This window comes from Chondromyces apiculatus DSM 436, from assembly GCF_000601485.1.
Classification (GTDB): Bacteria; Myxococcota_A; Polyangia; order Polyangiales; family Polyangiaceae; genus Chondromyces; species Chondromyces apiculatus.
This window is the reverse complement of record NZ_ASRX01000010.1, coordinates 80,281-106,913: the sequence shown is the minus strand read 5'-3', so window position 1 is coordinate 106,913 and position 26,633 is coordinate 80,281. Positions and strand designations below refer to the sequence as shown.

Sequence of the window (26,633 nt, the reverse complement as noted above, 5' to 3'; positions counted from 1 at the left end):
GGGGGCTGGCGGGACGTGGTCGGGAGTTCCGGCGACGTGGTCGGGGGCTGGCGGGACGTGGTCGGGAGTTCCGGCGACGTGGTCGGGAGTTGCGCCTTTCTACTCGGGGCAGCCGATTTCTGGGTAGGAGGGGAGCGCGCGGGGGTCGGAACGGGGGGGCGCGCCCCGGCCACCTCGCCGGGTCAAGCCCGTCAAGGCGTCACCAGGCAGCGATGGATGCTGGAGCTTGAAGACGCGATGCCGCTGCGGGCCAGCGCCTTTGCCCAGGGGAGCCAGCGAAATCTCCGGTGGTCTGCAGGAAGCCCTGATCGCCTCCGCGAGGAGGTTCTTCGTCCCGGCGCCGTTGACGTACGTGGCGCGTCCCATATAGTCGGGCCGACGCCGGAGAACGCTCAACGTGGAACCTGCCTATATCGTCGCGATCGTCGTGGTGGTGATCGTAGCCGTCGCTGTCTTCCTCTTCACGCGGAAGAAGCCCGAGCTACCTGAGGCGCGGCAGGAGCAACCGCCGAAGCTCACTCCCCGCGAGGAGTCCAAGGCTCCTGCGCCTGCCGAGAAGAAGACGCGGGCGGAGCGCCAGGCCGAGAAGCCCAGCGCGGCGAAGCCCGCCGAGGCGCGGACCGAGGACAAGAAGCCTGCGAAGGCAGAGCCCAAGGCTGCCGAGGCCCCGGCGACCAAGCCCGCCGAGGAGGTGAAGGCTCCTGCCGAGAAGCCGGCAGAGCCACCTGCTGCCGACAAACCCGCTGTCGACAAGCCGGCTCCCGAGAAGGCTGCGGCCGAGAAACCGGCCGAGAAGCCGGCGGAGAAGGTCGCCGAGAAGCCGGCCGTCAAGCCTGCGCCCGCCAAGGCGCCGACCCCCCGGAAGCAGGACGTCGAGGGGCTGCGAAAAGGGCTGGGCAAGGTTCGCGAGAAGGAGGGCTTCTTCGGGCGCCTGCGGTCTCTGCTGGCCGGGAAGAAGGAGATCGATCCCTCCATCGTCGAGCAGATCGAGGAGGTGCTCCTCACGTCGGACGTCGGGGTGAAGACGACGGAGGAGCTGCTCCGTGACATCCGTGAGTCGCTCGGCCGGAAGGAGCTCGACGACGAAGGCAAGGTGTGGGACGCGCTGCGCGCTCAGGCGGCACGTATCCTGCGCATCCAGGGCGGTGGAGGGCTCCGCTTCACGAACAGCCCGACGGTGGTCATGGTGGTGGGGGTGAACGGCGTCGGCAAGACGACGACCATCGGGAAGCTCGCGACGCAGCTCAAGAACGACGGCAAGACGGTCGTTCTCGCTGCGGGTGACACCTTCCGCGCTGCTGCGGTGCAGCAACTCGCGGTGTGGGGCAAGCGGGTGGGCTGTGAGGTGGTGCGCGGCAAGGACGGGGCGAACCCTGGCGCCGTGATCTTCGATGCCATCCAGCGCGCCAAGGAAATAGGCGCTGATGTCGTACTCGCTGACACGGCGGGTAGACTCCACACGAAGACCAACTTGATGGACGAACTGACGAAGGTCGCGCGTACGATGACGAAGGCGCTCGATGGGGCTCCCCACGAGACGCTCCTGGTCCTCGACGCAACCAACGGTCAGAACGCGTTGCAGCAAGCCGCGATGTTCAAGGAAGTCCTGCCCCTCACCGGCATCGTCCTCACCAAGCTCGATGGGACGGCCAAGGGAGGGGTCATCCTGGGAATCGCGGCCGAGCACGGGGTGCCAGTGCGCTACATCGGCATCGGCGAGCGCGCGGAAGATCTGCGCGAGTTCGAGGTGGACGAGTTCGTGGAGGCGATGCTGGGCCGCCCTTCCAAGGCAGAGGAAGCTGCAGCTTGAGCACGGAAGGTCATCAATTCTCACTCGGCACGAGAAATGGCCTACTCTGGCATGCGTGTGTTGCTTCGGCAGGATGGGCTGGACCAACGGAAGATTTGGTTGTTGATCGCGCGATTTTTCACGTGATATAGTCCGTCCGGCTCGGCGCCACGCCGATTTGTTTAATGAATTCGCATAGTTAGGGAGCTGTTCACCTAGGCGATGAACGCCCAAACATCGCACGGACTGCGAAAGGGATGGCGATGAACCAGGCTCGCGTGGGGCTTTTCGTGGCGGCTGCGCTGCTGGCAGTGCCGCTCACAGCGTCGGCTCAGCAACCGCAACAACCAAAAGAGATCAACCTCGACGAGCCCGAGGCCCCAGAGGAGACGGAGACGCCGGCAGGTGCGCCGGTGGATGTGCCGACCGAGGAGGGGGATTCGGGTCTGGGTGATATCTGTAAGATCGATCCGGCAGCCTGTCCCTCGATTGACATGGACAAGGCGGCCGCCCGCGATCTCAAGGAAGAGGTGTACGCAGTGCAGCAGATTTATGCGCTGCGCCGTCACCGCTTCGAAGTGAATCCCTACTGGGCAGTCACCATGAATGACCAGTTTGCGGGTCACCCGGGGCCGGGTCTTGCCGTCAACTGGTACATCACCAACGTCCTCGCCGTCGGGGTCAACGGCAACTTCTATGCTGGATTGAATTCAGTCTCTGACTTCAATTTTCAGACCAGCCGTGCTGCGCGCGTCGGGCAGCCGATCACCGAGTATGCGTGGAACGCCAACGCCAACTTCACGTACGTCCCTGCGTACGGCAAGTTCGCTGGCTTCGGCGATTTCATCTTCCACTACGACTTCTACGTCGTGGGTGGTGTGGGTGCGATCTCGACGCGCCCCATCGCGGTCGTCGATCCCGACAACCGAACGTTCAACTTCGAGCCGAAGATCTCTTTCCGCCTCGGCGGTGGGTTGCGCATCTTCTTCAATCGCTGGTTCGCCGCGATGCTCGAGGTGAGCGACTACATCTTCTTCGACAAGCTCGAAAATCCGAGCATCCCCCAGGTGAGGGAACAAGCCCAGAACCCCGACACATGGTTGGCCGAGGGCACGAACTTCACGAACAACGTCCAAGCGCAGGTCGGTATCTCCATCTTCCTGCCGTTCACGTGGGAGTACCGGCTGCCGAAGTAGGGCTGCGGGCGCAGGGAAAGTTAGGGATGGTTCAGCCAACGACGGGGAAGGCATGATGCGTCGATTCGTCCAAGGCCTTTGCAGCGCGCTCGCGGCGCTGTCTGGCTGTGCACTACTGATGGCGACCTCGCCGGCGGAGGCGCAGGAAATCCAGCTGACGGGTCCTCTCGCCGGCGCACCGGCAGTGCGCAAGTTGCGGCTGTATCGTGAAGGGCGTCTGGAACTCAGCCCGAGCGTTTCATTCACGCTCCTGGATGAGTACCAGCGCACGATCATGCCGGGTTTGCGCGCGACCTATCACTTCACGGACTGGCTCGGCGTTGGCGTGTGGGGAGGCTACGGCATCCAGTACACGACCAACCTCACCGACGAACTCCAGGAGAAGGCGATTGATAACCGTGACTGCAGCAACCGCGGGTTCGACAAGGCCTGCAGGCTGACTGCGGGCAACCTGACCCGAGGCAATCTCGCGGAAGATCAGCTGGGCAGGATGCAGTGGGTCGCGGCGCCGCAGCTCACGTTCATTCCGTTCCGCGGAAAGCTCGCGCTGTTCGCGGAACTCTTCGTCGACACCGACGTGAACATCTTCGTGGGACCGGCATTCGTCGGCCTGCAGGAGCGCAGGGAGTGCGGTCCTTCGGGCACCGCATGCTCCGATCCCGAAAGCTTCCAGCTCGAGAGTCGGCTCGCAGTCGCCCCCACCTTTGGTCTCGGGTTGAACTTCTACCCGACCAGCTTCTTCGGGTTCGGCGTGGAGTACCGCGGGCTGCCCTTCGCGTGGAACACGTCCGGGTTCGACAACTACGGCGGAGGGCCGAACCAGGACTTCCCCGACACGGCGGTGAACGGCGACGATCGCCAGTTCTTCTTCAACAGCCTGCTGACCCTGAATCTCACCTTCTTCCTGCCGACCAAGGTAAAGATTCAGGATTAGAATCAAGGAAGGCCCCTGTGGCGGCAAATGCTGCCACAGGTGGTGCTATCCTGACCTTCTCGCGCGGAGACCGCGGCGTCCTCCCCCGCGACATCCTCAAAGTCCACCTCATTGCCAGCGCGGTTCGGCACCGGTATGGCAGCCCGCCGCCGGAGGTTGTGTTGGGTATCTTCGACTTCCTGCGCAAGAGTTCTCCCCCTGCGAGCGGTCCGGCGGTCGACAAGAAGGTCGCTGGCTACGCCAAGGTCGCCTCGGACAAGCGGGCCCAGACCTACGACCGTATCGAAGCCCTTCAGGCGCTCGCCGCGATGAAGAGCGTCGAGGCGGCGACGGCACTGCTGAAACGCTTCACCTTCTCGATCGACCCTTCCATCACGGACCAGGACGAGAAGGAAGTGGCGTTTCAGGGCGTGGTCGACGCGGGCAAGGAGGTGATCCCTGCGGTCCGCGAGTTCTGCGCCAGGGCGGAGACGCTGTCCTGGCCCATCAAGATCCTGCGCGCGCTCCTGGAAGACGATGAGTACCGGGATGAGCTCATCGATCTGCTCGAGGGCTTCGATACGGAGTACGCGCGCAACGTCGAGCCCAAGCAGCAGGTGATCATCGCGCTCGGCACCCTGACGGGCGACGAGATTCGCGAAGCCGTCGAGCGTTTCCTGGAAGACGTCAACGAGACGGTCAGGTTCCACGCGGTCCAGACCACCTTCGCTCAGGGCACCGAAGAGAGCGTGCCGGCGCTGGTCAAGGCCATCGCCTCCGAGGAGTCGGTCCGCATCAAGAACAAGGTCGCCGAGGGTATGATGGCTCGAAACTGGACCATCCCCGCAGAGCTGCGAGGCACCGCCAGGGATGCGCTGCAGGATTCGGGTGGCTACGCAGTGAACGACGGCGGCCAGATCAGCCGTACCCGAAGCTACGGCTGACGAGGTTGGCCCGTTGACAGCCTCCGTGGGGCTAGACGACGATCTCCTCCTCTAGCGTGAGGCGCTTCTCTCTCACGCCCCTCATCATGAACGCGCAGGTTGATCCGACCGGAATACGACGGCGGTTGAAGTGAGCCTGCTCCGCATGTCGCGAGCGCGGCTCGCTGCGCTCGCGACCGCTGCATCCAGCGGAGCCATGGCCGCGCCCGCGCAGGCCGTGGAGATGGAGCTCCACTCGACCACCGCCGCGCAGGCGTACGAGGTGGCGAGTCCCTGGGGCGGCGCGTTGCTGGACCGACGGCGGCTGCTCCAGACCCTGTCTCTCGGGCTCTATCACCTCCAGGGTGAGCGCGCGGCGGATGGCGCGGACTACTCGCTGGCCATGATGCTCCGGCTCGATGCGGACTTCGGCGTCAACGCGCATCTCGTCGGGGGCGATGCAGGCGCGGAGACCGACTACGCCCGCAGCAGTGGATCCCGCTTCATTCCTGGTTACCAGGTGGCCCCCCTGGACCTGATGTACGGCTACATCGAGGGGCGAAACCTGGCGGGCGGATGGCTCGGATTCCGGCTCGGCCGGCAGTACATCACCGACGCGCTGGGGTGGTGGTCCTTCGATGGGGCGCTCGTGCGCCTGACCACGCCGTACTTCGTGCAGGCCGAGGTCTACGGGGGTCTCGAGCAGCGGGGGGGCCTACCCCTGTCGACCTCTCGCTACGAGCAGCAGGGTGTCTGGCGCGGCAGCCATGCCCAGTTCGGGACAGGCCAGGGGCGGCCGAGCGCCGCAGACTACCCGTCGTACCAGTTCACGGCACCGGCTCCCGCATTCGGTGCCGCTCTGGAGACCTCGGGGGTGAGCTTCCTGCATGGGAGGCTCACCTACCGACGCGTCTACAACACCGCGACCTCGTTCACCCAGCAATTCCCCGACGCCTCGGGCAATTACCCCACCATCGATGGCGCGCGCATCTCGCAGGAGCGCATCGGGTACGAGGCGGGCGTCACCCTGCCCTCGCGTGGCGGGATCAACGGCGGGTTTTCATACGACCTGTACAACCAGCTCGTCGGGATGGCCCAGGGCAACGTCGAGGCGTACCTGGGCGAGCACGTCACGGTGGGCGCAAACGTCGACTACTTCGTCCCCACGTTCGACGCGGACTCCATCTGGAACTGGTTCACCCACAGCCCGGTCACGACGGCGGTGGGTCGCGTCGCCGTGGAGGTCACCAGCACCGTGCACGTCGCCGCCTCGGGTGGCGTACGACTCTGGGCCACGGATGGGGATCCCGACGCCTTCCGGATGGGCCAGTGCGCGGAGCTGGGCCTCTCGGTCGCGGACTGCGATGGAGCCTTCGGGAACCCGGACGTCCTCGCGGGTTACACGCAGGATGAGGCAAACCGGGGCACCTCGCTGACCCCGGATGCACTCGCCAACGTGTCGGCTCGCTACCGGCTGAGGAGCGCCGAGGTGGAGCTGCGGGGGATGATGCAAGCTGGAGAGCGTGGGCGACGTGTGGGAGCCGATGTGAGCGGCGAGAAGCGGCTCGATGGTGGCCGGTACGCGCTGGGGACCCGGCTCTCGCTCCACGACTGGGAAGATCCCCTGAGGCCCGAGCGCGGCGCCACCTCGTTCGGCTACGTGCTCGGCGCGGGGTATCGACCGATCCAGGTGGCCGACATGAGGCTGGAGTGGGAGCACGACATGAACCGTCTCGTCGGTCACCGCTTCCGCGTGCTCGGCGTGTTGACCCTGCGGGTGACGCCGTGAGCAGCCAGCGCAGCATGACCCCCTCTCCCCGGAGGAAGTCCTCTTCCGACGCCCTCCTGCCAGGGTGGTTCGCCGTGCTGGCCTGCACGGTTTCGCTCGCGTTCGCTGCGCTGACGCCCGATGCAGCAGCCCAGTCGGGCCCCGCCCCCCCCCCTTCCAGTGCCACCCCTCCCCCGGCGGCCCCTCCCCCGGCGGCCCCTCCCCCGGCGGCCCGCGCCTACACCACAGGCCTGGCTCCGATGCCCGGGGACATCGAGGTTCCTCTCGCGCTCATGCCGCCAGGCACGGCCGTGAGCCCCGTTCCGAGTGACGAGATCTTCCCGCCCCAGACCATCCCGCTCCGCTTCAACCACAAGAAGCACGTCCAGGAGCTGAAGCTCTCGTGCAGGTCGTGCCACGCAGGGGCGTACACCAGCCGCACCACGAAGGATCAGCTACTCCCCCCAGGCAGCCAGTGCGACAGCTGTCACGACGTCGACCACTCCGACATCGCCAGCGTCAAGGCCGGCACGGACGAGAACGGCCAGTGCGCCTTCTGTCACCTCGGCGAGAACCCTGGGGCAGGTGGCAGGGTCGCCGCGGTCGTGCTCCCTGACGCCAACCTGCGGTTCCCGCACGACAAGCACCTCGCCCGCAACATCCAGTGCGGCCAGTGTCACGGCCAGGTGGGTCAGCTCGAGCTGGCAACCCGCGACCAGCTCCCGCGCATGGCAGGGTGTTTCGGCTGTCACAACATGAGCGGAGCCGCGCAAGGTGAAGCCAGAGGCGAGTGCACCGTCTGTCACCTGACGCACCCCGACGGGCGGCTCGTTCAGGCGTTCCCCACCGGCGATCTCCTCCCGCCACGCTGGCTCCACGATGCCGGTCACACGCCGGATTGGCTCGAGCGGCACAAGACCGTGGCCGGCGCGAACAGCGCGCTCTGCGCTTCGTGTCACAGCGCGCAGTACTGCGCCGACTGTCACGACGGACGCATCCGCCCGCGCAAGGTGCACCCGAACGACTGGCTCTCCATGCACGCTCAGGCGGCGCGGCAGGACAACCCGCGCTGTGTGAGCTGCCACCAGCAACAGACGTTCTGCGCAGACTGCCATCGGCGCACCGGGGTGGCGCGCGACGTCGCGAGCGGGAACCGGCCCACCGGGAGCAGGTTCCATCCTCCGCCTGCGGAGTGGACCCTCGCGCCGCGCAGTGCGAGGCATCACGCATGGGAAGCTGAGCGCAACCTCAACGCATGCGTCTCGTGTCACACCGAACGCGACTGCGCCACGTGCCACGCAACGAAGGGGCTTTCAGGCGGACAGGGCGTGAACCCGCACCCGCTGGGCTTCGAGCACAAATGCAGGGCAGCCTTCTCCAAGAACTCGCGACCATGTCTGGTGTGTCACCAGTCGAATGACTCTTTCCTGCGGACCTGTCGATGAGAAGTCTGCAGACGACCGGATATTCCTTGCGTCACCCTTCAGGCGGCGGGTATAGCCAATGGCGCGCGACCCCCGCGATAGATGCCGGGACCGCCAAGGAGAATGGGCGTGAAGGAGCTGATCAAGTACCTACTCGGCAATCTCCAGATCGATTTTCAGGGGGAGATCACCCTGGAGACGGTTCGAAGCTTCCTGCGGGAAGACGATGGCCGCGAAGCGCGTCAGTTGCTCTCGAAGCTCATCGAGGAGAAGGGCGTCGAAGACATGTTGATCACCCTCGCGGATTGCTTGAAGGGGCACATCCAGTCGGGCATCAACGAGCAGGTGGTGCGCGAACAGCTCAGCCTGTACTCGGACAGCTGAAGGTCTCCGTCCAGCGCTATTCCGCCCTCGCCCTCCTCTCCAGCCTCGCTGCGAGCCTTTCGTCCCTCTCATCCGTCGGGTGCGACGAGAGAACAGTTCCCCAGCCTGCCGATCACCCTCCTCCGCAACTCATCGAGGTGCGAGGCACCACGGGATTGAGCCCTGATGCCCAGCCGCAGCGCACCCCGCTCAAGGCGGATGGCTCGTCCCGCGTGCTGTCGACCGCGAGCTTCATCCTGAAGTTCGATCGGTTCCTGCACCCCGCCACCGTGACGCGTCAGTCGGTGTGCATCACCTCGGATCTGACCAGGGACGTCCGCACCCTCGACGACTGCCAGCGCATCCCGGGCGCTGCGCGCCTGGAACTCGAACCCACCTACAACCCTGTCGAACGCGAGGCGATCTACCGTCGCCGCGCGGACAGCCCTCGCCTCAGCCCTGGCCAGAAGTACCGGATCGCCGTGCTGGCTCCCTCGAGCGACGAGGATCTCGGCGGCTTCCGCGCCTTCGATCAGGCCCCTCTGGAGCGCACGGTGCAGATCGATGTCTCGGTCCTCGACCAGGATCCTCCCGGCGTCCGCGACGAGCTGCTGCCAGGCGCCGATCTCTACTGCCGCCGAGATCCCGCGTGCCTCGGCCAGTGCGATGACGACGCCTGCCGGCAGGCATGCGCGCTCTGGGGATTCGGCGTCCAGCCCTACCTCCAGGCCTGTGCAGCCGGCGGTGGATGCCACGCGAACCCTGAGTTCGCTGGCGCGGGCCTCAGCCTCGCGAGCAGCGATCTCATCCGGCTCACGGCCATCGGCAAGGTGGCGCACCAGACCCAGACGGGAGAGCACGCCGCGGATCCCGACCTGAGCCCTCGCCGCTTCGGCCGCGCCATGCCGATCATCGACCCGCAGAACCCTGGCAACAGCTACCTGCTCTACAAGATGCTCATCGGTCCCAACGCGCTGGAGCCGACCCTGAGCACGGCAGAAGGCAGCGATCTCGCGGGTGAACGCGAGCGCCTTCATGCCTCGGTCGTGGTGGGCATGCCGATGCCTCCGCAGAGCACGCCCAGCTTCTGGTTGCACGATCCTGGCGATCCCGAGGCCGCTCCTGGCAGCGTCGTCCCCCGCATCGATGGCGGCGACATCGACCTGATCACCGCCTGGATCCTGCACGGCGCACCGACCCGCGACTGCGCCCTCCCGCCTTACGACTGATCTCGCCCGCCTCGGCTCAGCCGACCACCCGGTTGCGCCCCTCGCGCTTGGCCTGGTACAGGCGCTCATCCGCCTGGCGGTACAGCTCCAGGGCCGACAGCGGCGTCTCCGGGCTGATGCTCGCCACGCCGAAGCTCGAGGTGACAGGGATCTCGGAGTCCTCGAACCGGAAAGGGCTCCGCGCGATCAATCCCCGCAGCTTCTCGGCCACCCCGCAGGCGCTCTCTCGCGGGCTCTCGGGGAGGAGCAGGGCGAACTCCTCTCCTCCGACCCGCGCCACCACGTCGTCGCGGCGCACGTGCGCAGAGACGAGGGCTGCGAACTGCCGCAGCACCGCGTCACCCGCGAGGTGCCCGCGGGTGTCGTTGATGCGCTTGAAGTGATCGATGTCGAACACCACCAGCGACAGGTGCCTCTGGTAGCGCGAGGCGCGCGAGACCTCACGTTCGAGCGCCGCGTCGAACGAGCGCTTGTTGTGCACCTGCGTCAGCCCGTCGCAGGTCATGAGCCGGTAGATCTCCTCGTGGTAGGAGAGCTCGATGTTGCCACCCTGGATGAACTTGAAGATCGTTCGCCCGACCTTGAGCTGGTCACCGTCGCGGAGCACCCGCTCCTTCACGGCGGTGTCGTTCACGTAGGTGCCGTTGGTCGAGCCGAGGTCCCTCAGCACGTAGCCAGAGCCGCTCCAGCTAACGGAGGCGTGACGCCGGCTCACCGCGTCATCGTCGAGGGGCACGTCGCACTGCATCGAGCGGCCACACTCGATGGTCCCCGTGCCGAGCTGGAGGCGGCGGCCCAGATCGGGGCCGTTTCCGGCGCCAGACAGGGTCCGGATGATCACCAGACACGCCGTCCCGGGGCCTGCAGACTCCGATGACACGGCCGCAGGGGCACCGACCGTCACGATCGTCCGCCGGAAGTCGGTGTCTGAATCGAGCTCGGAATCGGGATCGGACACGCAGGAGGAGTACACCAGAGCGAGACCCGCTCGGCAACGCACCCGGCATGGGTCAACCAAGTTGACAGAACTCCGTGTCCTGTCGACCATGGTAGGGGTGCAGTCTCCTCAGCATCTGTCACCAGGGTTGACATACCCCTTCGTCCTGCACGCCAGGGCTGGCGCGGGCGGATCGGCAGATGTGTGGCAAGCCACCCACGAGCCCTCTGGCGAGCGGTGTGCACTCAAGATCGCCCGCGAAGCAGGGGTGGGCGAGGTGCTTGCCCGGGAGGCGATGCACGCGGCGCTGGCCCTGTCTCCCAGGCTGCCGGAGCTCCTCGATGTGGGCCGGATGCCCGAGGACGGGCGCGCCTACCTGGCGCTGCGCTGGGTGGAGGGGACGTCGCTCAGGGAGCGCGCCCAGGAGCCGGCAGCAACCCGGGTCTCGCTGGCCCTGCTCGTCGCCCGCGACGTGGGAGAGGCCCTCGGAGATCTGCATGCCGTGGGCCTCGCGCATGGGGACCTCAAGCCCGAGAACGTGATCGTCACCCCCCAGGATCGCGTCCACGTCATCGATCTCGGGCTCGCATGCCCCCTTCATCAGACCACCGTGGAGGGGGCGACGCTGCGTTACCTCGCACGCGCAGATCCTCACCTCGGTGACGCGCGCGCCCGCGACCTGCTGGCGCTCGGCGTGCTGCTCGCGGAGACCGTCTCTCCCGACGTCGCAGCGTCCGAAGATCCCGTCCAGGCCGCGCGCAGAGAGGCGCTGTTCCCTGGTGGCCTCGGAGCGCTCGAGGCCCCCATCGAAGGGGCTCGCTTGCAGGCCATCTGCCGCGCACTGCTCTCGCCCGATCCGGCGGCGCGCCCCTCGGCAGCCTGGGTGACGGAGGTGGCCCGCGGGACGCCTAGCGTGAGCGGCGTGAGCGGCGTGAGCGGCGTGAGCGGCACGCCAGAGGGAGGGGCCTCGCAGGGCGATCTCCTCGTCGCCACCGAGCAAGAACGGCAGCAGCGTGACGCCCGCCGCGTGCGCGCGACCTACCTGAGGCTGCGGAGCAATGATCTCGCGCAGGCGTCCGGCGCCCACGACGACGCCGCTCCCTGGCTCGGCGAGGTCCTCCGGATGATGCAACGTGCTCACCAGCTCGTGAGCGGCGAGGCGGCGAGCACGCCGATCCTGCCTCCCCTCGACGTCCACGGGATCGCGCGCTGGCTGACCATGCTCGTGGGACCGAGCGCTGCCGGCTGGCCCCTCGGCGCGCTCGCCCAGCTCCCGGAGCGTTCCCTCGCGGCGGCTCTCGATACGCTCGCGCGGCGTCTCCCGCCGCGCGCATGGACCCTCGCCGACGTGGAGACGGCCGCGCTCGATGGTGACAGCGCGCGTCCTGTCCCCCGCCCCTGGTCCGGCTCTCCAGGTCCCCTCGACGCCGCCACGGCTGCGACGCTCGCCCTCGCCGTCGCGCGCATTCCCCCCGAGCCGCTCGCGCTGGAGCACATCGAACGGTCTCCGGCTGCGCCCCCGGCCCTCCTCCTCGCGGCCGCCGACGCCCTCCGCCGCCTCGGGGAGGTCGGCCGCGCCCGCAGTCTCGTGCTCCGGGACGAAGCGACCGCGAGCCCCGCCACGGCCGCGCTGACCGCGGAGATCCTGCGCCGCTCCGGCGATCGCCCTCTCGCTGCCACGCGCGCGGAAGCGGCGCTCGAAGGGGGCGCCGATCCCGGGGGATACGCCAGGGCCACCCTCGCCAGGCTCCGCATCGACGAGGGCCGCCTCGACGACGCGGAGGCCCTGGTCAGCGGCATCCTCACGGCGCCCTGCTGCGAGATCCGCGCCCTCTGTGCGGCCCGGCGCGCCGATGCTCCCCGCGCGCTCGACGAGGTCTCGCGTGCGCAGGCCCTCGCCGTCACGGCCGAGGAGCGGGCGCGCGCCGCGGGGCTCCGCGGGTACGTGCTGCATGGCCGCGACCCCGAGGGCGCGTGCCGGGCCTTCGCCGAGGCCGCCGACTTCGCGGTGCGCGCGGGCGCCGTCGTCGAGGAGGCCACCTACCGTACGGGCGAGGCGGCATCGGCCGTGGATCTCGGCGAGCTCGGCGAGGCCATCGCCACCTCCACCCGCGCCGCGCTCCTCTGGGAGCACCTCGGCAGACCCGCGCAGGCAGCGCGCGCCTTGCTCGCGTGCGCCGCGGCGTACGCCACCGCGGGCATGGCCCACGAGACCACCCGGTTTGCACGCGAGGCCATCGCCCGCGCCCGCGACGCCGGCGACGTGCACGCCGAGGCCTACGCCTTCTGGGCCATCGCGGACGTCTCCCCGCGCGGCGGATCCGGACCCGAGACCGCCACGGCCGCCGACGCCCAGGCCAGCGCGCACGCCGCCGAGCAGGCCGCGGCGCTGCTCCGGGATGCTGGAGGCGACGACGCCCTGCAGGCCTCCGCGCGCCTGCTCCGCCACCACCCTGACGCCCTGGATCCCAGGCGGATCGAGGCCCTCGATCTCCTCGCCACCGGTGAGGCTGCCACGAGCCCCGCCGCGCGGCTCGAGTGGTGGGGAGCGCGCGCGTTCCACGCCCACCACGCGCCTCACCACCCCTCCGCCGAGCGCAGCGACGCCATCCTCGGCTCCCTCCTCGCCCTCTCCGGCGCCCGCGCCCCCATCGCGGCGCGCGGACCTGCCCTCGCCGCTGGCCTCGATCTCGCCGCCCACCTCGGCGCCTCCGAGCAAGCCCGCCGCCTCCTCACGGCCCTCTCCGAGGTCGCCCGCGATCTGCTCCACCGCACCACGCGCGCCTCTGCCGCGGGCCGTGACGCGCTCTTCGCCGTCCCCTCCCCTGCCCTTGCGGAAGCCGCGCGCGCCCTTGCCTGGGTCGCCCGCGCCCGTGCAGCCCCCGAGGAAGGCCTGAGGCCCGAGCAGGCCCGGGATCTCGCGGCGCTCGTCGGGGCCCTCGGCGATCGCGATCGCCTCGGTCCTCTCCTCAACCGCGTCGTCGACGCCCTCGTCCTCTGGACCGGCGTCGAGCGCGGCCTCCTCCTCCTCAAGGCCCCGAACGGCAAGCTCCGCCCCCGCGCTGCGAGGAACCTCGCCCGCCACGACCTTGGTCCCGAGCAGCTCTCGCTCTCCCAGACCCTCGCTCACCGCGCCCTCGACGCTGGCGAGCCGGTCGTCGCCGTCGACGCTGCTGGCGAGCTGTCCAGCGTCCATCACAGCGTCCACGCCCTGAAGCTCCGCAGCGTCCTCGCCGTCCCCCTCGTCGCCCGGGGCGAGGCCCTTGGCGTGGTCTACCTCGACGACCGCGTGCGCCGCGGCGCCTTCGGCCCCGACGAACTCCGCTGGGCCCGCACCATCGCCTCGCTCGCGGCCCTCGCCATCGCCGACGCGCGCGACCAGGTCCTCCTCCGCCGCGCCGCCCGCCGCGCCGAGCGCGCCTCTGCCCGCCTCGCCGAAGCCCTCGCGCGCCAGGAGGTTGCGCTCGACATCGCCGTGCGCCAGCTCGCCGAGACCCGCGGCTCCCGCGGCACCCGCCACCCTTACGGCGCCATCATCGGCGAGAGCGAGCCCGTCGTCGCCATGCTCCGCATCGTCGATCGCGTCGCCGCCGCAGCCGTCCCTGTCCTCCTCGCAGGCGAGTCCGGCAGCGGCAAGGAGCTCGTCGCCCGCGCCATCCACGACAACGGCCCCCGCAAGGCGCACCCCTTCGTCAGCGAGAACTGCGGCGCCATCCCCGACACCCTCCTCGAATCGGCCCTCTTCGGCCACGTCCGCGGCGCCTTCACCGGCGCCGACAGGCCCCGCCCCGGGCTCTTCGAGGCCGCCGATCGCGGCACGCTCTTCCTCGACGAGATCGGCGAGATGGGCCTGCCCATGCAGACCAAGCTCCTCCGCGTCCTCGAGGACGGCCTGGTGCGACCCCTCGGCTCCGAGCGCGCCCGCAAGGTTGACGTCCGGGTCATCGCCGCCACCCACCGCGACCTCGAAGCGATGGTCCGCGCCCGCACGTTCCGCGAGGACCTCTTCTACCGCCTCAACATCATCGCCGTGCGCATCCCTCCCCTGCGCGAGCGCACGGGTGACGTCCCCCTCCTCGTCCAGTACTTCCTCCGCAAGCACGGCGCCGGCCGTGAGCGCGTCAGCCGCGCCGCCATGGATCGGCTCGCCGCCTACCCGTGGCCCGGCAACATCCGCCAGCTCGAGAACGAGATCCGCCGCGCCCTCGTCCTCTCGGACGGTGCCATCGATCTCGAGCACCTCTCGCCCGATCTCACCCAGCGGAGCAGCCCCGAGGCACGCAACCTCGGCCTCAACGTCCGCGAGCGCGTCGACGCCCTCGAAGCCGAGCTGGTCCGCGACGCGCTCACCCGCACCCGCAACAACCAGACCCAGGCGGCGAAGCTCCTCGGCCTCTCCCGCTTCGGCCTCCAGAAGATGATGAAGCGCCTCGCCATCACCTTCTGAACCATGCGGCGCGCGCTCAGGACGTGGCGAACATCGCGTCGAGATCGCGCAGGAGCTTCGCCATCCCCTCGTCGTCCGCGTGGTAGTACCCGCGGATCGTCCCCTCCCTATCCACGAGCACCAGCCGCTCCCCGTGGAAGATGCTCATCAGCCCCCCGCCCGGATCCGTGCGCCCCATGGCGACCTTGAACCCGTTCACCACCGTCGTCTCGATCTCCTTCAGCGGCCCGGTGAGGAACGTCCACCGATCCGGCACGGCCCCGTTCGCCGCCGCGTAACGCGCCAGCACCTCGGGGGTGTCGTTCTCGGGGTCCACCGTGAAGGTCACCAGGTGGAACGCATCTCCCCGGCTCTGCGTCTTCTGCTGCAGCTCCACCATCCGCTGCGTCAGCTTGGGGCACACCGTGGGGCAGGTCGTGAACACGAAATCCGCGACCCACACCTTGCCGCGGAGCTGTTCGAGGCCGAAGGGCATCCCCCGCGAGTCCGTCAGCGTGAACGGCGGGAGCGGGAAGCGGACCTCGTTCTCGGTCACCGTCGCCGGGCGCGGCCTCAGGTACCCGAACGCGACGGCCGCCAGCGCGATCAGCACCCCCACCCAGAGGATCCGGCGCATCAGCACCAGCCAATTCCTGCGCTCTCCCCGAGGCGCGCGCGGCGCCTCGGCGCTCGCTGAAGCCTCGCGCTTCGACGCGTCCTCGGTCACGCCCGCGGGCTCGCTGCTGTCGGACATCGCTCCTCCTTGGTCTGGTCCTAGAACCCTGCCATCAGCGCCGCGAACAGGAGCACCAGGTACACCATCGATCCGAAGAACAGCCGCCGCGCCCAGCCGAGCCCCGCGCTCGCGCGCAGCCCTGCGGCCCCGAGCGCGAAGAAGCCGGCCCCGAGCGCCAGCGCCGCGCCGAGGTACACCGGCCCCGCCACCCCGAACTGCGACAGCAGCGCCGACACCATCACCAGCAGCGCCGTGTACACCACGATGTGGATCCGCGTCGTCCGGTCGCCCTTCTCGACGGGCAAGACCCGCATCCCCGCGTGGCGGTAATCCTCGCAGCGGAAGGTGGCGATCGCGAGGAAGTGCGGGATCTGCCAGAGGAACATCACCCCGAAGATCAGCATCCCGGGGACGTCGAGCCGACCCGTCACCGCCGTCCAGCCGAGGAGCGCGGGGATCGCGCCCGGCACCGCGCCGATCGGGAGCGCCAGCGACGTCCGGCGCTTGAGGGGCGTGTACACGAGCACGTAGCTCACCAGCGCCAGCGCGGCGAGCGCCCCCGTCGCCGCGTTCACGGCCACGAAGAGCAGCGGCACCGACACCACCGACAGCGCGATCCCGAACCACAGCGCCACCTCGGGCGCGAGCCTTCGCGCTGCCAGCGGCCGGTTCCGCGTCCGCGCCATCAACCGATCCGTGTCGCGCTCGATGTACATGTTCAGCGCGTTCGCGGCGCTCACCACCAGCACGGTCCCGAGCAGCGCGAGCGCGAGCTGTCCTGCCCCCGGCACCTCACCGGAAGCCTCGCGCAAGAACCGGCTCGCGACCCACATGCCGCCGAGCATCGTCGCCACCACCATCACGGTGACGCGAGGCTTGGTCAGGCTCACCATCTCCGGCAACGCGGCGGGCGAGAATCCCAGGGGCGCGCGCGGGTCCTCGTCACCGGGGACCGCGTCGTTCATCGCAGAGGAAGAAGTGACAACAGGCGCTGTCGACATCGCGGGCGGAGCCTAGCGCGGCGCGCATGCGCAGGGGAGCAACTTTACACAAGGATCCCGCTTGAAAACCGCATTCAGGACGGGCGACCCACCCCGGTCCGTCCACCAGCCCACACCCTGGCGCGCGGCGAATTGCCGCGGCTGCGGCGAGCCGCCACGGCGCTCACGACAGACCTGCGGCGACTCGCCACGCCGCGCTTCGAGCTGCCCGAGTGCTCGCGGAGTGCTCGCGGAGTGCTCGCGCAGTGCTCGCGCAGTGCTCGCGCCGGCGGGCAGCCGCAGCACGCCTCACCGCGTTGCAAGGGCTACTGCGGAGGCTCCTCGCGCACCTCTGCGCGCCCCGGAGCGCCTTGCCCCCGAACGCCTTGCTCCGGAGCGCCTTGCCCCCGAATGCCTTGCCCTGCTCCTCCTGCGGGCGCCCGACGCGCCTGGCTCCCGAGCAGCGCGGCCCACAGCCCTCGCTCGTCGCGCGCCGCCAGCACGACCCCGAGCGATGCCAGCGCCAGCGACATCGACCCGAGGGGCGCCCCCACCATCCCCCGCCCCAGCATCGCCAGCGCCACCACGGCCGAGAGCGCTGGCGTCGGCCTCCGCGCGGCGAGCGCGAGGAGCGCCACCACGATCGACAGCGCCGCCACGAAGTGCTGCGCCCCCACCGGCGCCGCCGGCACCGGACGCACGCTCAGCCGCTCCAGCGCCCGGAACAGGAGCAGCTCCACGGGATGCGCCTCGCTGCTTCCTGCCCCTGCGGCGTACCGCGTCACCACGAACGCAAGGGCCAGCGCGAGCAGGATGAGCGGGCTGAAGAGCTGCTGGGGTGGCTCCCCGCTGCCCGCCCCGCCGCCGCCCCCGCTGCCGCCCGCCTCGCTGCGCTTCCGGAGCCCAGCCACGGCCGTCAGCGCCGCCAGCCCATCGAACGCGAATGCCCCGGTCGCGATCCCCCGCGCGATGCTCCCGATGGCCAGCGACGCCCCGCTCACCGCGCTGTCTGCGACGAGCGCCGCCACCACCCGGAGCAGCGCCCCGGTCCCCGCGAGGCCCAGCACCAGCCCCGCTTGCCGCGAGAACACCGACCGCCGCGCGTCCCACGCCGCCAGCAGCGACAGCGACGCCGTCACCCCGCCGCTCGTGAGCGCCATCAGATCCGGCACCCGCTCCCGCCCCGAGGCGACGATCACCTCCACCACCGCGAGCGACGTCGCCACCACCGCGAAGACCCGCAGCGCCACGGGGGCGGGCGTCTGCACCACCATGAACACCAGCGACACCGCGCTCACCACCGAGAACAGCGCGAAGAGCTGGCTCAGCGTCCCACCCGCCCGATCGAGGGCGAGCACCAGCCCCTCGATGCCCACGGTCACGCCCGCGACCGAGGGCGCGATCATCCGGCCGACCAGCGTCGCCAGCGCGCCCAGCACCGCGAGCAGCCACAGGAACCGGAGGACGGGCAGCGCGGCGAGCACCTCCCGCCGCTCACCTGTCGTGTCGTCGCTGGTCTCGCCGGGCGGAGGGGGATCGGGCGTCGCCGCCATCATCATCAACGGGCTCTCAGCGCTGGAGCGGCACCAGCGGCCCCGGGACAGGGCCGCCACGCTCGTCCCCGGACGCGCTTCCAGACGGTTTCTTGGTCGGTACTGCGTCGGGCGTGGCCGGCTGCGTCGCGCCGCCCTTCAGGAGGTACGGCCGCGCGTTGCGCGTGGAGCAGGCATCGTAGGGATCGCGGTGGAACTCCCAGTGCAAGTACACGTTGCCGTCGGGGCTCACGATCGCGTCTGGCGCCTCGCCGAACGGTGACGCGCGGTGCACGGAGTTCAACGCCACGATGTCGAACGCCGTCATCCCGCTCGTCGTCGTGACGCCGAGCCGCACGATCCGGCCGGTGTCCTTCGACAGCACGATCTCGATGTGCGTCGCCAGGTTCGGGTTGTTGAAGGCGTGCGACTTCGACAGGTCGTCGAGTGACGCCAGGAACTCCTCGGCGAAGATCGGGTGGAGGCGGTTGTGGATCCGGTTGATGTACGTCGCGAAGGGCACCCGCGCCGCGTTCAGCGACGTCTGGTTCCCGAGCTTCACGGTCGGATCGTAGTTCTCGATGGCCGCCTTCCAGCGATCCCACTTGTTCGTCTCCCACGAACCGCGGTGCTTGCTGCGGCGCGCCGCCCCCTCGCCCGCGCGCTCCTTCTTGAGCTGCTCGTGCCCCACCGCCGCTTCCACGCCCGCCATGCTCAGGTTCAGGTTCGGCCCACCAGGCGCCCCGGGAGACCCGAGCCCGATCGACCCCACCTTCACCGGCGGCTGGTACGGCTTCGGCTTCCGCCGCCTCCCGGCCTTGCGGCTCTTCCCGTCACCGCCCGGGTTCGCGGGGTCGAGCGCGTAGCCGCCCTTGTCTGCGGTCATCGCCTCGGGAGACGCGGGCCCCGCGCCGCCGAGCGATCCCTTCTCGGCCTCCTGCCCGGCCTGGGGAGCCTTCGGACCGGCCGCCCCTTTCGGCCCACCCGCGACGGACGCCGGTGCGCTCGGCGGCGGACCTTCCTTCTGCGCGGGGACCGGCGACGCCGAGGGCGACTCCTTCACCGGGTTGTGGTGCTCGGCGCTGCGGCTATCCGTTGCCGCCTCGCCCGGCGCCTTCTTCTCGTCGCCGGCCTTGTCCTCGCTCTGAGCGCTCTTCTCCTCGTCGCCGTCGCCTTCCTTGTCCTTCGGGCCTGGCGCGGACTGCCCTGGCGTGGGCGTCGGATCGTCCTGATCCTTCGACCGGATCTGCGCCATCGTCTCCTCGGCGACCTTGTTCGCCTGATCCGCGATCCGGCTCGCGCTCGGGTTGTCCTCCTGCTCCTTCTCGACGTGCTGGCTCACCGCGATCCGCTTGTCGATCTCGATCGGCTCGGGCGGCTTCTGCGGCGCCGCTTCCTGCTTCTGCTCGGGAGGCGGAGGCGGAGGTGGCTGCGCAGCCATCGGGGGCGGAGGCGGCGGCGCGAGCGGCGGCAGCGCGGGCGGCGGCGGCTTCGGCGGCTCCTTCTTGGGCTCTTCCTTCTTCGGCTCCTCCTTCTTGGGAGGCTCCGGCTTCGGCGGCTCCTTCTTCTCGGGCGGCTTCGCCTTCGGATCGGGCTTCGCCTTCGGATCGGGCAGCGCATCGGGATCCGGCGGTGCGTCCGGATCCTCGGCATCGGCCTCCGCCTTCTCGTTCATCTCGCTGGGCGGCGGCGGCAGCTCCGGCGTGGGCGACAGCTCCGTGAGCACCTCGAACGTCGTGTCCGGGTGCCTCAACCCATCGCGGAGCGAGAACACCATCCGGCGCCACTCGTTCCGATCCTCGATGGTCTGCGCCACCTGCACCGCGCCCCCGCCACCCGCCATGTGCGCCAGGATCGCCACGGAGACCCAGAGAGCGAGCGGGATATGGGCGTCGCGTGCCATGCCGTGTTGGAGCTCTCTCGCACCCTGGACCGTCGCAGGAAGTCCCAGGCTGTCAGGAACCTAGCATCGGGGGATCCGTGCAGCAACGCCCCAAGCGCACGCCCACCGCGCCGCGACCACACCGGACACAACCCCGATCCACCGCGTCCATCAAGGAAGAGCCCGGCCCCCCCACTCCCACGCGGGCGGCGCTCCCCTGCCCCGGTCACACCTTGATGATGGCGTCCCAGTTCTCGGCGATCTCCTGGGCGGTCCACACCGCCCCCTCGTCCTTGAACTTCCCGTGTGTCTGCACGACTTTGTAAGCGTACATCTGCGACCCGGCCACCGCGAGCACGTGCCCCGTCCGGTCGGCGCACAGGTCCGATCCCAGGAACAGCGCCGCCGGCGCCACGTGCTCGGGCGTCATCGTGTCTCCTGCCGACTGGAACATGGGCAGGTCCTCCGTCATCCGCGTCTTCGCGATCGGCGCGATCGCGTTCACCGTGATCCGCTGCTTCTGCAGCTCGATCGCCGCGGTCCGCGTCAGCCCGTAGATCCCGGCCTTCGCCGCCGCGTAGTTCGACTGACCGAAGTTGCCGAGCATCCCCGACACGCTCGTGGTGTTCACGATCCGCCCCCCGCCCCCCTGCGACACCATCTGCCGCGCGGCCGCCTGCGTGCACAGGAACGTCCCCTTCAGGTGCACGTCCACCACCGCGTCCCACAGCGCCACGTCCGTCTTCAGCAGCGTCTTGTCGCGCAGGATGCCGGCGTTGTTCACCAGCACATCGACCCGACCGAACGCCTCCACCGCGGCCCCCACGATCCGCACCGCCCCCTCCGGGCTCGCCACCGAATCGAAGCTCGCCACAGCCTCCCCACCGGCCGCCCGGATCTCCTCCACCACCTTGCGGGCTGGCGCGTCGTCCGAGCCCACCCCATCGCGGGCTCCCCCCACGTCGTTCACCACGACCCGCGCCCCCTCCCGCGCGAACAGCAGCGCCTCCGCCCGCCCGATCCCGCCCCCGGCTCCCGTGATGATCGCGACCTTCCCGTCCAGCAAACCCATCCTGACCTCCACCGAGGCACCCGGCGCCCCTGCTCCGACGCCTTCCTTTGGCACCGCCCCCCCCGCCCCACAAGCCCCGTCAGGGGCAGGGCTCGTCGCAGTACAGGTCGACCTTCTCCACGCACAGGTCATCCCAGTCGGACTGGCAGCAGAACGCATCCTGCGCGCAGACCGCGTCGACGCACGGCGAGCACCCGGATGCGAGCGGCATCTCCTCCGGCCCCTCCTCGCACTCGTCGTGCGCGCAGTCCATCGCCCCCCCCTCGCACGCCCCCACCTCCGGGCACTCCTCCGCCACCAGGTCCATGCAGAGCGCGTCCCACTCCGTCGTGCAGCAGTAGCTGTCCGCCGCGCACACCGCCTCCGCGCACGGATCGCAGCCCACCGTGAGCGCCTCCCCCTCCTCGCACACGTCGTGCGCGCACCCCGCGCCCCCGCTGCCCCGGCAGTCGTTCATGAACCCCGGGCACACGCTGCAGACCCCGTAACCCGGGCCGCTCGTCTCGCAGAACATGTAGACCAGGTGCGGGCTCGCCCCGAACACCCGGTCCGCCAGGAGCGACGCCTCCACGCTCTCCGGCTCCCCGAAGAGCTGCGCCCCCACCACATCCGCGTCGATCGGCGCGCAGTCCGCGTCCACCTGACACGGCACGCACACCCCGCACGACGCCTCGCTCACCGTCACCGACGCGCAGGACTTCATCGCGTACCCGTAGTCCGCGTCCCCCACCTCCTGCACCCCCGACAGCTCCCGCAGCATCTGCCCGAGCTCGAGCTTCACGTTGAGCCCCGCGCAGTCGGCCCCCGTCGTGCACGCCTTCACCACCGCGTCCCACGGCTCGGGCAGCGCCGCCGCCGTCGTCCCCAGCTCCCCGCAGCCCATCGCGTCGGGCCCGCACACCCCTGCCCCGCCGTGGCACACGAACCCCGTCTCCCCCTCGAAGCAGCCCGCGCACTCCACCCCGTCCGAGCACGCCCCGCTCCCGTCGGTCCCGCACAGGCTCACGCAGATCCCCTGCGGCGTGCACCCCTGCCCCGTCGCGCAGGGCACCGTCTCCGAGCACTCCGCGCAGCGCCCCGCGTTGCACACCGTCGCCGCGTGCTCCCCGGACAGGCACCCCCCGCACTCCGAGTCCTCCGTGCACGCCGCCGGGCACGCCGCGCGACACATCCCGCTCACGCAGCTCTCCGTCGTCTGGCACGCCTGCGTGTTTCCGGGCAAGCAGGCCACGCACATCGAGGTCTCCGGATCGCAGACCTGGTGCAGCGGATCGCACGCCGCGCAGTCCATGTCGTTCAGGCACGTGATCAGCGGCTGCCCCCGCTCATCCGCGGGACACTCCGCGCCGGACGCCACGCACGCCCCGAACCGCGAGCACACCTCCCCCTCCGCGCACCCCACCCCCAGGTCCGGATCGCACGCCACGCACCGCCCCTCTTCCACGAGGCAGCTCCGCTTCCTCTGACCGCACGCCCCGCACTCCAGGTCCGTCGCGCAGTTGTTCAGCAGGCAGATCGGGTTGGTGTTCTCGCCCCCGCCGGGCAGCGCCTGCCCCCCGTTCGCGCAGGCCCCGAACAGCGCCGCCGAGGCCACCACCAAGGCCCCGAGCACCACCCCACGCAGCCCCCTGACGCGATCACCCATGGCAAGACTATACGCGACTCCTCCCCTCTCCCGGCGCGCAGCCTCGTCCACTCACGCCGGAGCCGCGCCAGAGCCCTGCCAGCCGCCGGTTCTTTGTCCCTCGCGCCACCCCGATGGTACCCGCGAGATCGATGCAACTGCCCAGCCGCCTGTCCACGTCCACTCTGGGCGACCTGCTCGGCGCACTGCACCGTGAGCGGACCACCGGCCTGCTCGACCTCTGCGAGCTGTGGACCCCTGCCGGCACCACCGTCCCTGGCCGCCAGCACCGCATCCAGCTCCACGGAGGCCTCGTCACGGCCGTCGAGACGCCCATCCCCTCGCTCCGCCTCGGCGAGTTGCTCGAACGCCGCGGCGTCCTGCTCTCCTCCGGCGTCGCCCGCCTCGCCGCCGCCACCGCCGCGCGCGTCGGCCGCCTCACCGGCGAGCAGCTCCTCGCCTCCGGCCTCATCACCGAAGACGATCTCGAGCGCACCCTCCGCGCCCAGCTCCGCGCCCGCCTCGAAGCCCTCTTCGCCATCGACGAAGCCTCCATCTGCTTCCACACCGCGCGCCCGCTCGCCGAATCCCTCCGCCGCGTCGGCCCCCTCGAACCCACCGACTTCCTCCACGGCCGCGCCCGCGCCCGCGACCGCCGCCGCCCCGGCCCCACCTGGTCCGTGCGCCCTTCCGGCGCCTCGGCGCCCCCTCCGAACCCCTCCTCCACCGGTACCTCGTCGCGCGGCCCCTCCGCGCAGAGCCCTTCCTCGCCAGGCTTCGCCTCGCAGAACGCGTCGTCGCGTGGCCCTTCCTCGCCAGGCTTCTCTTCCCACGGCCCCTCCTCGCGTGGCCCCTCCTCGCAAGCCCCTCACGGCGCCCGCGCCTCTTCCTCCTCCGGCTCCAGCGCCCCGCCCCGCGGCGGCCGCACCTCCCCCAGCTCCCTCACCTCCCTCGCCGACGATCGCAAGCGTCACGCCTTGCACCTCCTCGGCCTCCCCGAAGGCGCCTCCGAGACCGACGTCCGCCGCGCCTTTCGCCGCATGGCCGCGCGTCTCCATCCCGATCGCGCCACCGCCCCCGACACCACCGCCCGCTTCGCCGAACTCTCCGCCGCCTACCACCTGCTCGTCGCCTGATCGGTCCAGCGTTCGACGAGCGCGCGCCCCCGGAGACGCCCTCACCACGGCCCCCGCGCCGCATCGCCCTCCTGCGCCCTGCTTGACCTGCTCGGATCCCTGGAGCGATGTTCGCGACCAGCCGCGCGGACGGCGCCCTGTCGACGCCCTCGCCGGCGAGCTTCACACCTGTGCCCTCCTCCACGACGGCACCGTCAAGTGCTGGGGCTACAACCACGACGGCCAGCTCGGCCTCGGGAACACCCCGGACCAGGGCGACGACGACGGAGAGATGGGCGACGCCCTCCCCACCGTGAAGCTCTACTCAGCTTCCTGGTGATCCCGCCGCGCGCTTCTACGGCTCGCCCTTCGCCACCGCGCCGCCCGCGCCGCCCGCGCCGCCCGCGCTACCGGCCGGATAGCTCCGCCCCACGTAGTGCTCCATCAGGTACGACGCCACCGTGTTCGGCTTCGTCCCTGGCCCGAACCCCGCGTCGAACCCCAGCTCCACCGCGAGGCCGTGGGTGATCCGCGGGCCCCCGAGCAGCAGCATCACCCGCTCCCGGAAGCCCTGCGCCTTCACCATCTCCACGAGCGCCGCCGAGTTCTCCTTGTGGCAGTTCCTCTGGGTGATCACCTGCGACACCAGGATCGCGTCAGCCCCGAGCGCCTTCGCCTTCTCGCACAGCTCCTCGTTCTCCACCTGCGCCCCGAGGTTGTGGGTGTCGAAGCACTTGTAGCTCTCCAGCCCCTTCTCCCCCGCGAACCCCTTGTAGTTCAGGATCGCGTCGATCCCGACCGTGTGCGCGTCGCTCCCGGTGCACGCCCCCACCACCACGATCTTCCGCCCGAGCTTCTTGCCCTGCGCCTCCACGTCCTCGCGCGTCAGCGGCTGCGCCGCCAGCTCCTCCACGTGGATGTCCGACATGTCGACGATGTGCGGCGAGTGCCCGTACACCACGAAGTAGGTGTACTCCCGGCTCACCTGCTCCATCGCCGTCACCAGCGGATCCCGCAGCCCGTGCGCCTCCGCGAACCGCTTCGCCGCCTCCCGCGCCCGGTCTCCCGGGAGGATCCCCAGCGTGAACGACATCTGCACCATGCCGTCGCCGTCACGGTCCCCGTACGCCCTCAGGTATCTCTGCTCCGTCATGGCGCCTCCGTGCCCTCCAGCGCGTCGAGGATCGGGTTCACGTACGCCTCGTGCCGCGCCACCACCCCGCGGTAGCCCTTCCCCCCGGTCCGCGTCCGCTTCACGTCGCCGAACGCCCCCCGTCCGATCGCGTCCCAGATCGTCTCCCGCTGCACCTCTTCGAGCAGCTCGTGCGCGCGGTCGAGCACCTCCACCGCCCGCGACTCCACGATCCCCCCCGGCTTCCACTGGCCGATCTCGTCCCCGAGGTGCCGCGCCGCCCCGAAGATGTACTTCGCGCTCTTCAGCGACAGATACCGGTCCATGAGCAGCGGCGTGTGCACCGCCTCGCTGAACATCCCCAAGAGCTCGATGGACTGCCCCGTCATGATCCCCGCCAGGTTGAACATCGCGTCGTGCACGTGGCTGTGGAAGATGTCCCCCGTCTTGAACTTCGTCGGCGGCATCCACTTCACCGGGTGCCTGTCGAAGATCTGCCGCACGAGCTGCGCCTGCGACACCTCGAAGAGGAAGCTGTCCTCCAGCCAGGGGTTGATCTCGAAGGCGTGCCCGAGCCCCATCTGCTCCTCCCGGAGCCCCGCCCGCTTCGCGAACGCCTCGTTGATGAACTGCGAGGCCAGCACCGTGTGCGCCTTCTCCACCGCGTCCGCCGTGGTCAGGTAATTGTCCTCCCCGGTGTTGATGACGATCCCGCTCCGCGCCACGATCCGCCGCGAGAAGTACTGATCCACGAACGTCCGCTGCATGTTGATGTCGCGGAACAGGATCCCGTACATCGCGTCGTTGAGGAGCATGTCGAGCCGCTCGACCGCCGCCATCCACGCGATCTCGCTCATGCACAGCCCCGACGAGTAGTTGGTCTGCGCCAGGTAATTCCCCGTCTCCGCCGAGATCTCGTCCGCCGCCCGCCGGATGATCCGGAAGTTCTCCTGCGTCGCGTACGTCCCCCCGAACCCCTCCGTGGTCGGCCCCTCCGGCACGTAATCCAGCAGCGACTGCGCCGTCGCCCGGATCACCGCCACGATGTCCGCCCCCGCATACCGCGCCGCCTTCGCCTGGAGGGCATCGTCGTAGATGTTCCCCGTCGCCACGATGACGTACTTGAGCGGCAGCGGCGCCGGCGTGAACCGCGCCTTGAACGCCTCCCGCTGGTCCCGCGCCTCGTCGATCCGCGCGATCGCCGCCGCCGTCGCCTCCTTGAGCGCCGCCCGCGCCTCCGCGCCGCTCACCCGGCCCGGCTCCACGTCCGCCGCCTCGCTGTACGCGAGCGACTCCGCCGCCTCCTGGATCGACCCCGCCCCCTCCGCGAGCGCCCTGCCGAGGAAGTACGAGACCCCCCACCCCGCATGCCCTGCCCGGTGGATCCGGTCCACCAGCACGTTCGCGAGCGGCGTCCCCTCGCCGTCCGCGCCATCCACCCCGTACGCGCGCGCCACCGTCCGCTCCACCCCCACCGTGGTGTGGCGATCGATGAAGTGCTGCACGTCGTTGGCGACATCCGCCGCATACGCGCGGCAGGCATCCACCTTGGCTTGATCGACCGGAACCCTGGCCATCGTGTTTCTCCGAAG

Annotated in this window: 20 protein-coding genes; 11 read left to right on the top strand and 9 right to left on the bottom strand. The window is 70.0% G+C overall.

The window, feature by feature from the left end:
- Positions 1–397: 397 nt before the first annotated feature.
- The 8 genes from ftsY (at position 398) to CAP_RS07245 (ending at position 9,605) form a co-directional block, all read left to right on the top strand.
- Positions 398–1,810, top strand: coding sequence for a signal recognition particle-docking protein FtsY (gene ftsY / locus CAP_RS07280; protein WP_052374397.1), 1,413 nt, complete (start codon positions 398–400; stop codon positions 1,808–1,810).
- Between the two features lie 242 nt (positions 1,811–2,052).
- Positions 2,053–2,985, top strand: a complete 933-nt coding sequence (locus CAP_RS07275; RefSeq protein ID WP_081864672.1) for an outer membrane beta-barrel domain-containing protein — start codon at positions 2,053–2,055, stop codon at positions 2,983–2,985.
- Between the two features lie 52 nt (positions 2,986–3,037).
- Positions 3,038–3,919, top strand: a complete 882-nt coding sequence (locus CAP_RS07270; RefSeq protein ID WP_231511192.1) for a porin family protein — start codon at positions 3,038–3,040, stop codon at positions 3,917–3,919.
- 161 nt (positions 3,920–4,080) lie between these two features.
- Entirely contained in the window at positions 4,081–4,842 is a 762-nt protein-coding gene (locus CAP_RS07265) for a HEAT repeat domain-containing protein (RefSeq protein ID WP_044237717.1), read from the top strand.
- A 145-nt stretch (positions 4,843–4,987) separates the two neighbouring features.
- Complete coding sequence (locus CAP_RS07260; protein ID WP_231511191.1) at positions 4,988–6,610, top strand: hypothetical protein; 1,623 nt, start codon at positions 4,988–4,990, stop codon at positions 6,608–6,610.
- 14 nt (positions 6,611–6,624) lie between these two features.
- Positions 6,625–8,034, top strand: coding sequence for a cytochrome c3 family protein (locus tag CAP_RS07255; RefSeq protein WP_044237715.1), 1,410 nt, complete (start codon positions 6,625–6,627; stop codon positions 8,032–8,034).
- A gap of 108 nt (positions 8,035–8,142) precedes the next feature.
- Positions 8,143–8,397, top strand: coding sequence for a hypothetical protein (locus CAP_RS07250; RefSeq protein WP_044237949.1), 255 nt, complete (start codon positions 8,143–8,145; stop codon positions 8,395–8,397).
- A gap of 155 nt (positions 8,398–8,552) precedes the next feature.
- Positions 8,553–9,605: a hypothetical protein gene (locus CAP_RS07245; protein ID WP_044237713.1), complete on the top strand. Its 1,053-nt coding sequence runs from the start codon at positions 8,553–8,555 to the stop codon at positions 9,603–9,605.
- A gap of 16 nt (positions 9,606–9,621) precedes the next feature.
- Here CAP_RS07245 and CAP_RS07240 read toward each other — a convergent pair whose 3' ends face one another.
- Entirely contained in the window at positions 9,622–10,563 is a 942-nt protein-coding gene (locus CAP_RS07240; protein ID WP_052374461.1) for a GGDEF domain-containing protein, read from the bottom strand.
- Between the two features lie 127 nt (positions 10,564–10,690).
- Here CAP_RS07240 and CAP_RS07235 point away from each other — a divergent pair, with 127 nt between their 5' ends.
- Positions 10,691–14,989, top strand: a complete 4,299-nt coding sequence (locus CAP_RS07235; protein ID WP_044237712.1) for a sigma-54-dependent Fis family transcriptional regulator — start codon at positions 10,691–10,693, stop codon at positions 14,987–14,989.
- 16 nt (positions 14,990–15,005) lie between these two features.
- Here CAP_RS07235 and CAP_RS07230 read toward each other — a convergent pair whose 3' ends face one another.
- The 6 genes from CAP_RS07230 to CAP_RS07205 all read right to left on the bottom strand — a co-directional run bounded on the left by CAP_RS07230 (position 15,006) and on the right by CAP_RS07205 (position 22,815).
- The gene (locus CAP_RS07230; protein WP_044237710.1) at positions 15,006–15,722 is read right to left on the bottom strand and encodes an SCO family protein; all 717 of its coding nucleotides are present in this window, start codon (positions 15,720–15,722) and stop codon (positions 15,006–15,008) included.
- A 20-nt stretch (positions 15,723–15,742) separates the two neighbouring features.
- A complete protein-coding gene (cyoE, locus tag CAP_RS07225) occupies positions 15,743–16,669 on the bottom strand; it encodes a heme o synthase (RefSeq protein ID WP_081864647.1) in 927 nt (308 codons plus the stop codon).
- Positions 16,670–17,010: 341 nt separating this feature from the next.
- Positions 17,011–18,243 carry a hypothetical protein gene (locus tag CAP_RS07220; RefSeq protein ID WP_156040567.1) on the bottom strand — a complete coding sequence of 411 codons (1,233 nt, stop codon included), beginning with the start codon at positions 18,241–18,243 and terminating at the stop codon, positions 17,011–17,013.
- A 10-nt stretch (positions 18,244–18,253) separates the two neighbouring features.
- Positions 18,254–20,119, bottom strand: a complete 1,866-nt coding sequence (locus CAP_RS49980; protein WP_044237708.1) for a hypothetical protein — start codon at positions 20,117–20,119, stop codon at positions 18,254–18,256.
- Positions 20,120–20,324: 205 nt separating this feature from the next.
- Positions 20,325–21,170, bottom strand: coding sequence for an SDR family NAD(P)-dependent oxidoreductase (locus tag CAP_RS07210; RefSeq protein ID WP_044237706.1), 846 nt, complete (start codon positions 21,168–21,170; stop codon positions 20,325–20,327).
- Positions 21,171–21,249: 79 nt separating this feature from the next.
- Positions 21,250–22,815, bottom strand: coding sequence for a hypothetical protein (locus CAP_RS07205; RefSeq protein ID WP_044237702.1), 1,566 nt, complete (start codon positions 22,813–22,815; stop codon positions 21,250–21,252).
- Between the two features lie 131 nt (positions 22,816–22,946).
- On the opposite strand from CAP_RS07205, the gene CAP_RS53375 reads away from it, so the two are divergent.
- Both CAP_RS53375 and CAP_RS52025 read left to right on the top strand, forming a co-directional pair.
- On the top strand, positions 22,947–23,930 hold the full coding sequence (locus tag CAP_RS53375; protein ID WP_052374393.1) for a DnaJ domain-containing protein: 984 nt from the start codon (positions 22,947–22,949) through the stop codon (positions 23,928–23,930).
- Between the two features lie 82 nt (positions 23,931–24,012).
- Entirely contained in the window at positions 24,013–24,249 is a 237-nt protein-coding gene (locus tag CAP_RS52025) for an RCC1 domain-containing protein (RefSeq protein WP_044237699.1), read from the top strand.
- A 15-nt stretch (positions 24,250–24,264) separates the two neighbouring features.
- Here the strand turns inward: CAP_RS52025 and kamE are convergent, their stop codons facing one another.
- On the bottom strand, positions 24,265–25,062 hold the full coding sequence (kamE, locus tag CAP_RS07190; RefSeq protein WP_081864643.1) for a lysine 5,6-aminomutase subunit beta: 798 nt from the start codon (positions 25,060–25,062) through the stop codon (positions 24,265–24,267).
- The gene (kamD, locus tag CAP_RS07185) at positions 25,059–26,618 is read right to left on the bottom strand and encodes a lysine 5,6-aminomutase subunit alpha (protein WP_044237697.1); all 1,560 of its coding nucleotides are present in this window, start codon (positions 26,616–26,618) and stop codon (positions 25,059–25,061) included. The genes kamE and kamD overlap by 4 nt, the downstream gene beginning before the upstream one ends.
- Positions 26,619–26,633 lie beyond the last annotated feature (15 nt).

Bases quoted from the DNA above. Each gene is read 5' to 3' on its own strand.
- CAP_RS07275 (WP_081864672.1), top strand. From the start codon at position 2,053: ATGAACCAGGCTCGCGTGGGGCTTTTCGTGGCGGCTGCGCTGCTGGCA.
- CAP_RS07270 (WP_231511192.1), top strand. From the start codon at position 3,038: ATGATGCGTCGATTCGTCCAAGGCCTTTGCAGCGCGCTCGCGGCGCTG.
- CAP_RS07260 (WP_231511191.1), top strand. From the start codon at position 4,988: ATGTCGCGAGCGCGGCTCGCTGCGCTCGCGACCGCTGCATCCAGCGGA.
- CAP_RS07255 (WP_044237715.1), top strand. From the start codon at position 6,625: ATGACCCCCTCTCCCCGGAGGAAGTCCTCTTCCGACGCCCTCCTGCCA.
- CAP_RS07230 (WP_044237710.1), bottom strand. From the start codon at position 15,722: ATGTCCGACAGCAGCGAGCCCGCGGGCGTGACCGAGGACGCGTCGAAG.
- cyoE (WP_081864647.1), bottom strand. From the start codon at position 16,669: ATGAACGACGCGGTCCCCGGTGACGAGGACCCGCGCGCGCCCCTGGGA.
- CAP_RS07220 (WP_156040567.1), bottom strand. From the start codon at position 18,243: ATGATGATGGCGGCGACGCCCGATCCCCCTCCGCCCGGCGAGACCAGC.
- CAP_RS49980 (WP_044237708.1), bottom strand. From the start codon at position 20,119: ATGGCACGCGACGCCCATATCCCGCTCGCTCTCTGGGTCTCCGTGGCG.
- CAP_RS07210 (WP_044237706.1), bottom strand. From the start codon at position 21,170: ATGGGTTTGCTGGACGGGAAGGTCGCGATCATCACGGGAGCCGGGGGC.
- CAP_RS07205 (WP_044237702.1), bottom strand. From the start codon at position 22,815: ATGGGTGATCGCGTCAGGGGGCTGCGTGGGGTGGTGCTCGGGGCCTTG.
- CAP_RS53375 (WP_052374393.1), top strand. From the start codon at position 22,947: ATGCAACTGCCCAGCCGCCTGTCCACGTCCACTCTGGGCGACCTGCTC.
- kamE (WP_081864643.1), bottom strand. From the start codon at position 25,062: ATGACGGAGCAGAGATACCTGAGGGCGTACGGGGACCGTGACGGCGAC.
- kamD (WP_044237697.1), bottom strand. From the start codon at position 26,618: ATGGCCAGGGTTCCGGTCGATCAAGCCAAGGTGGATGCCTGCCGCGCG.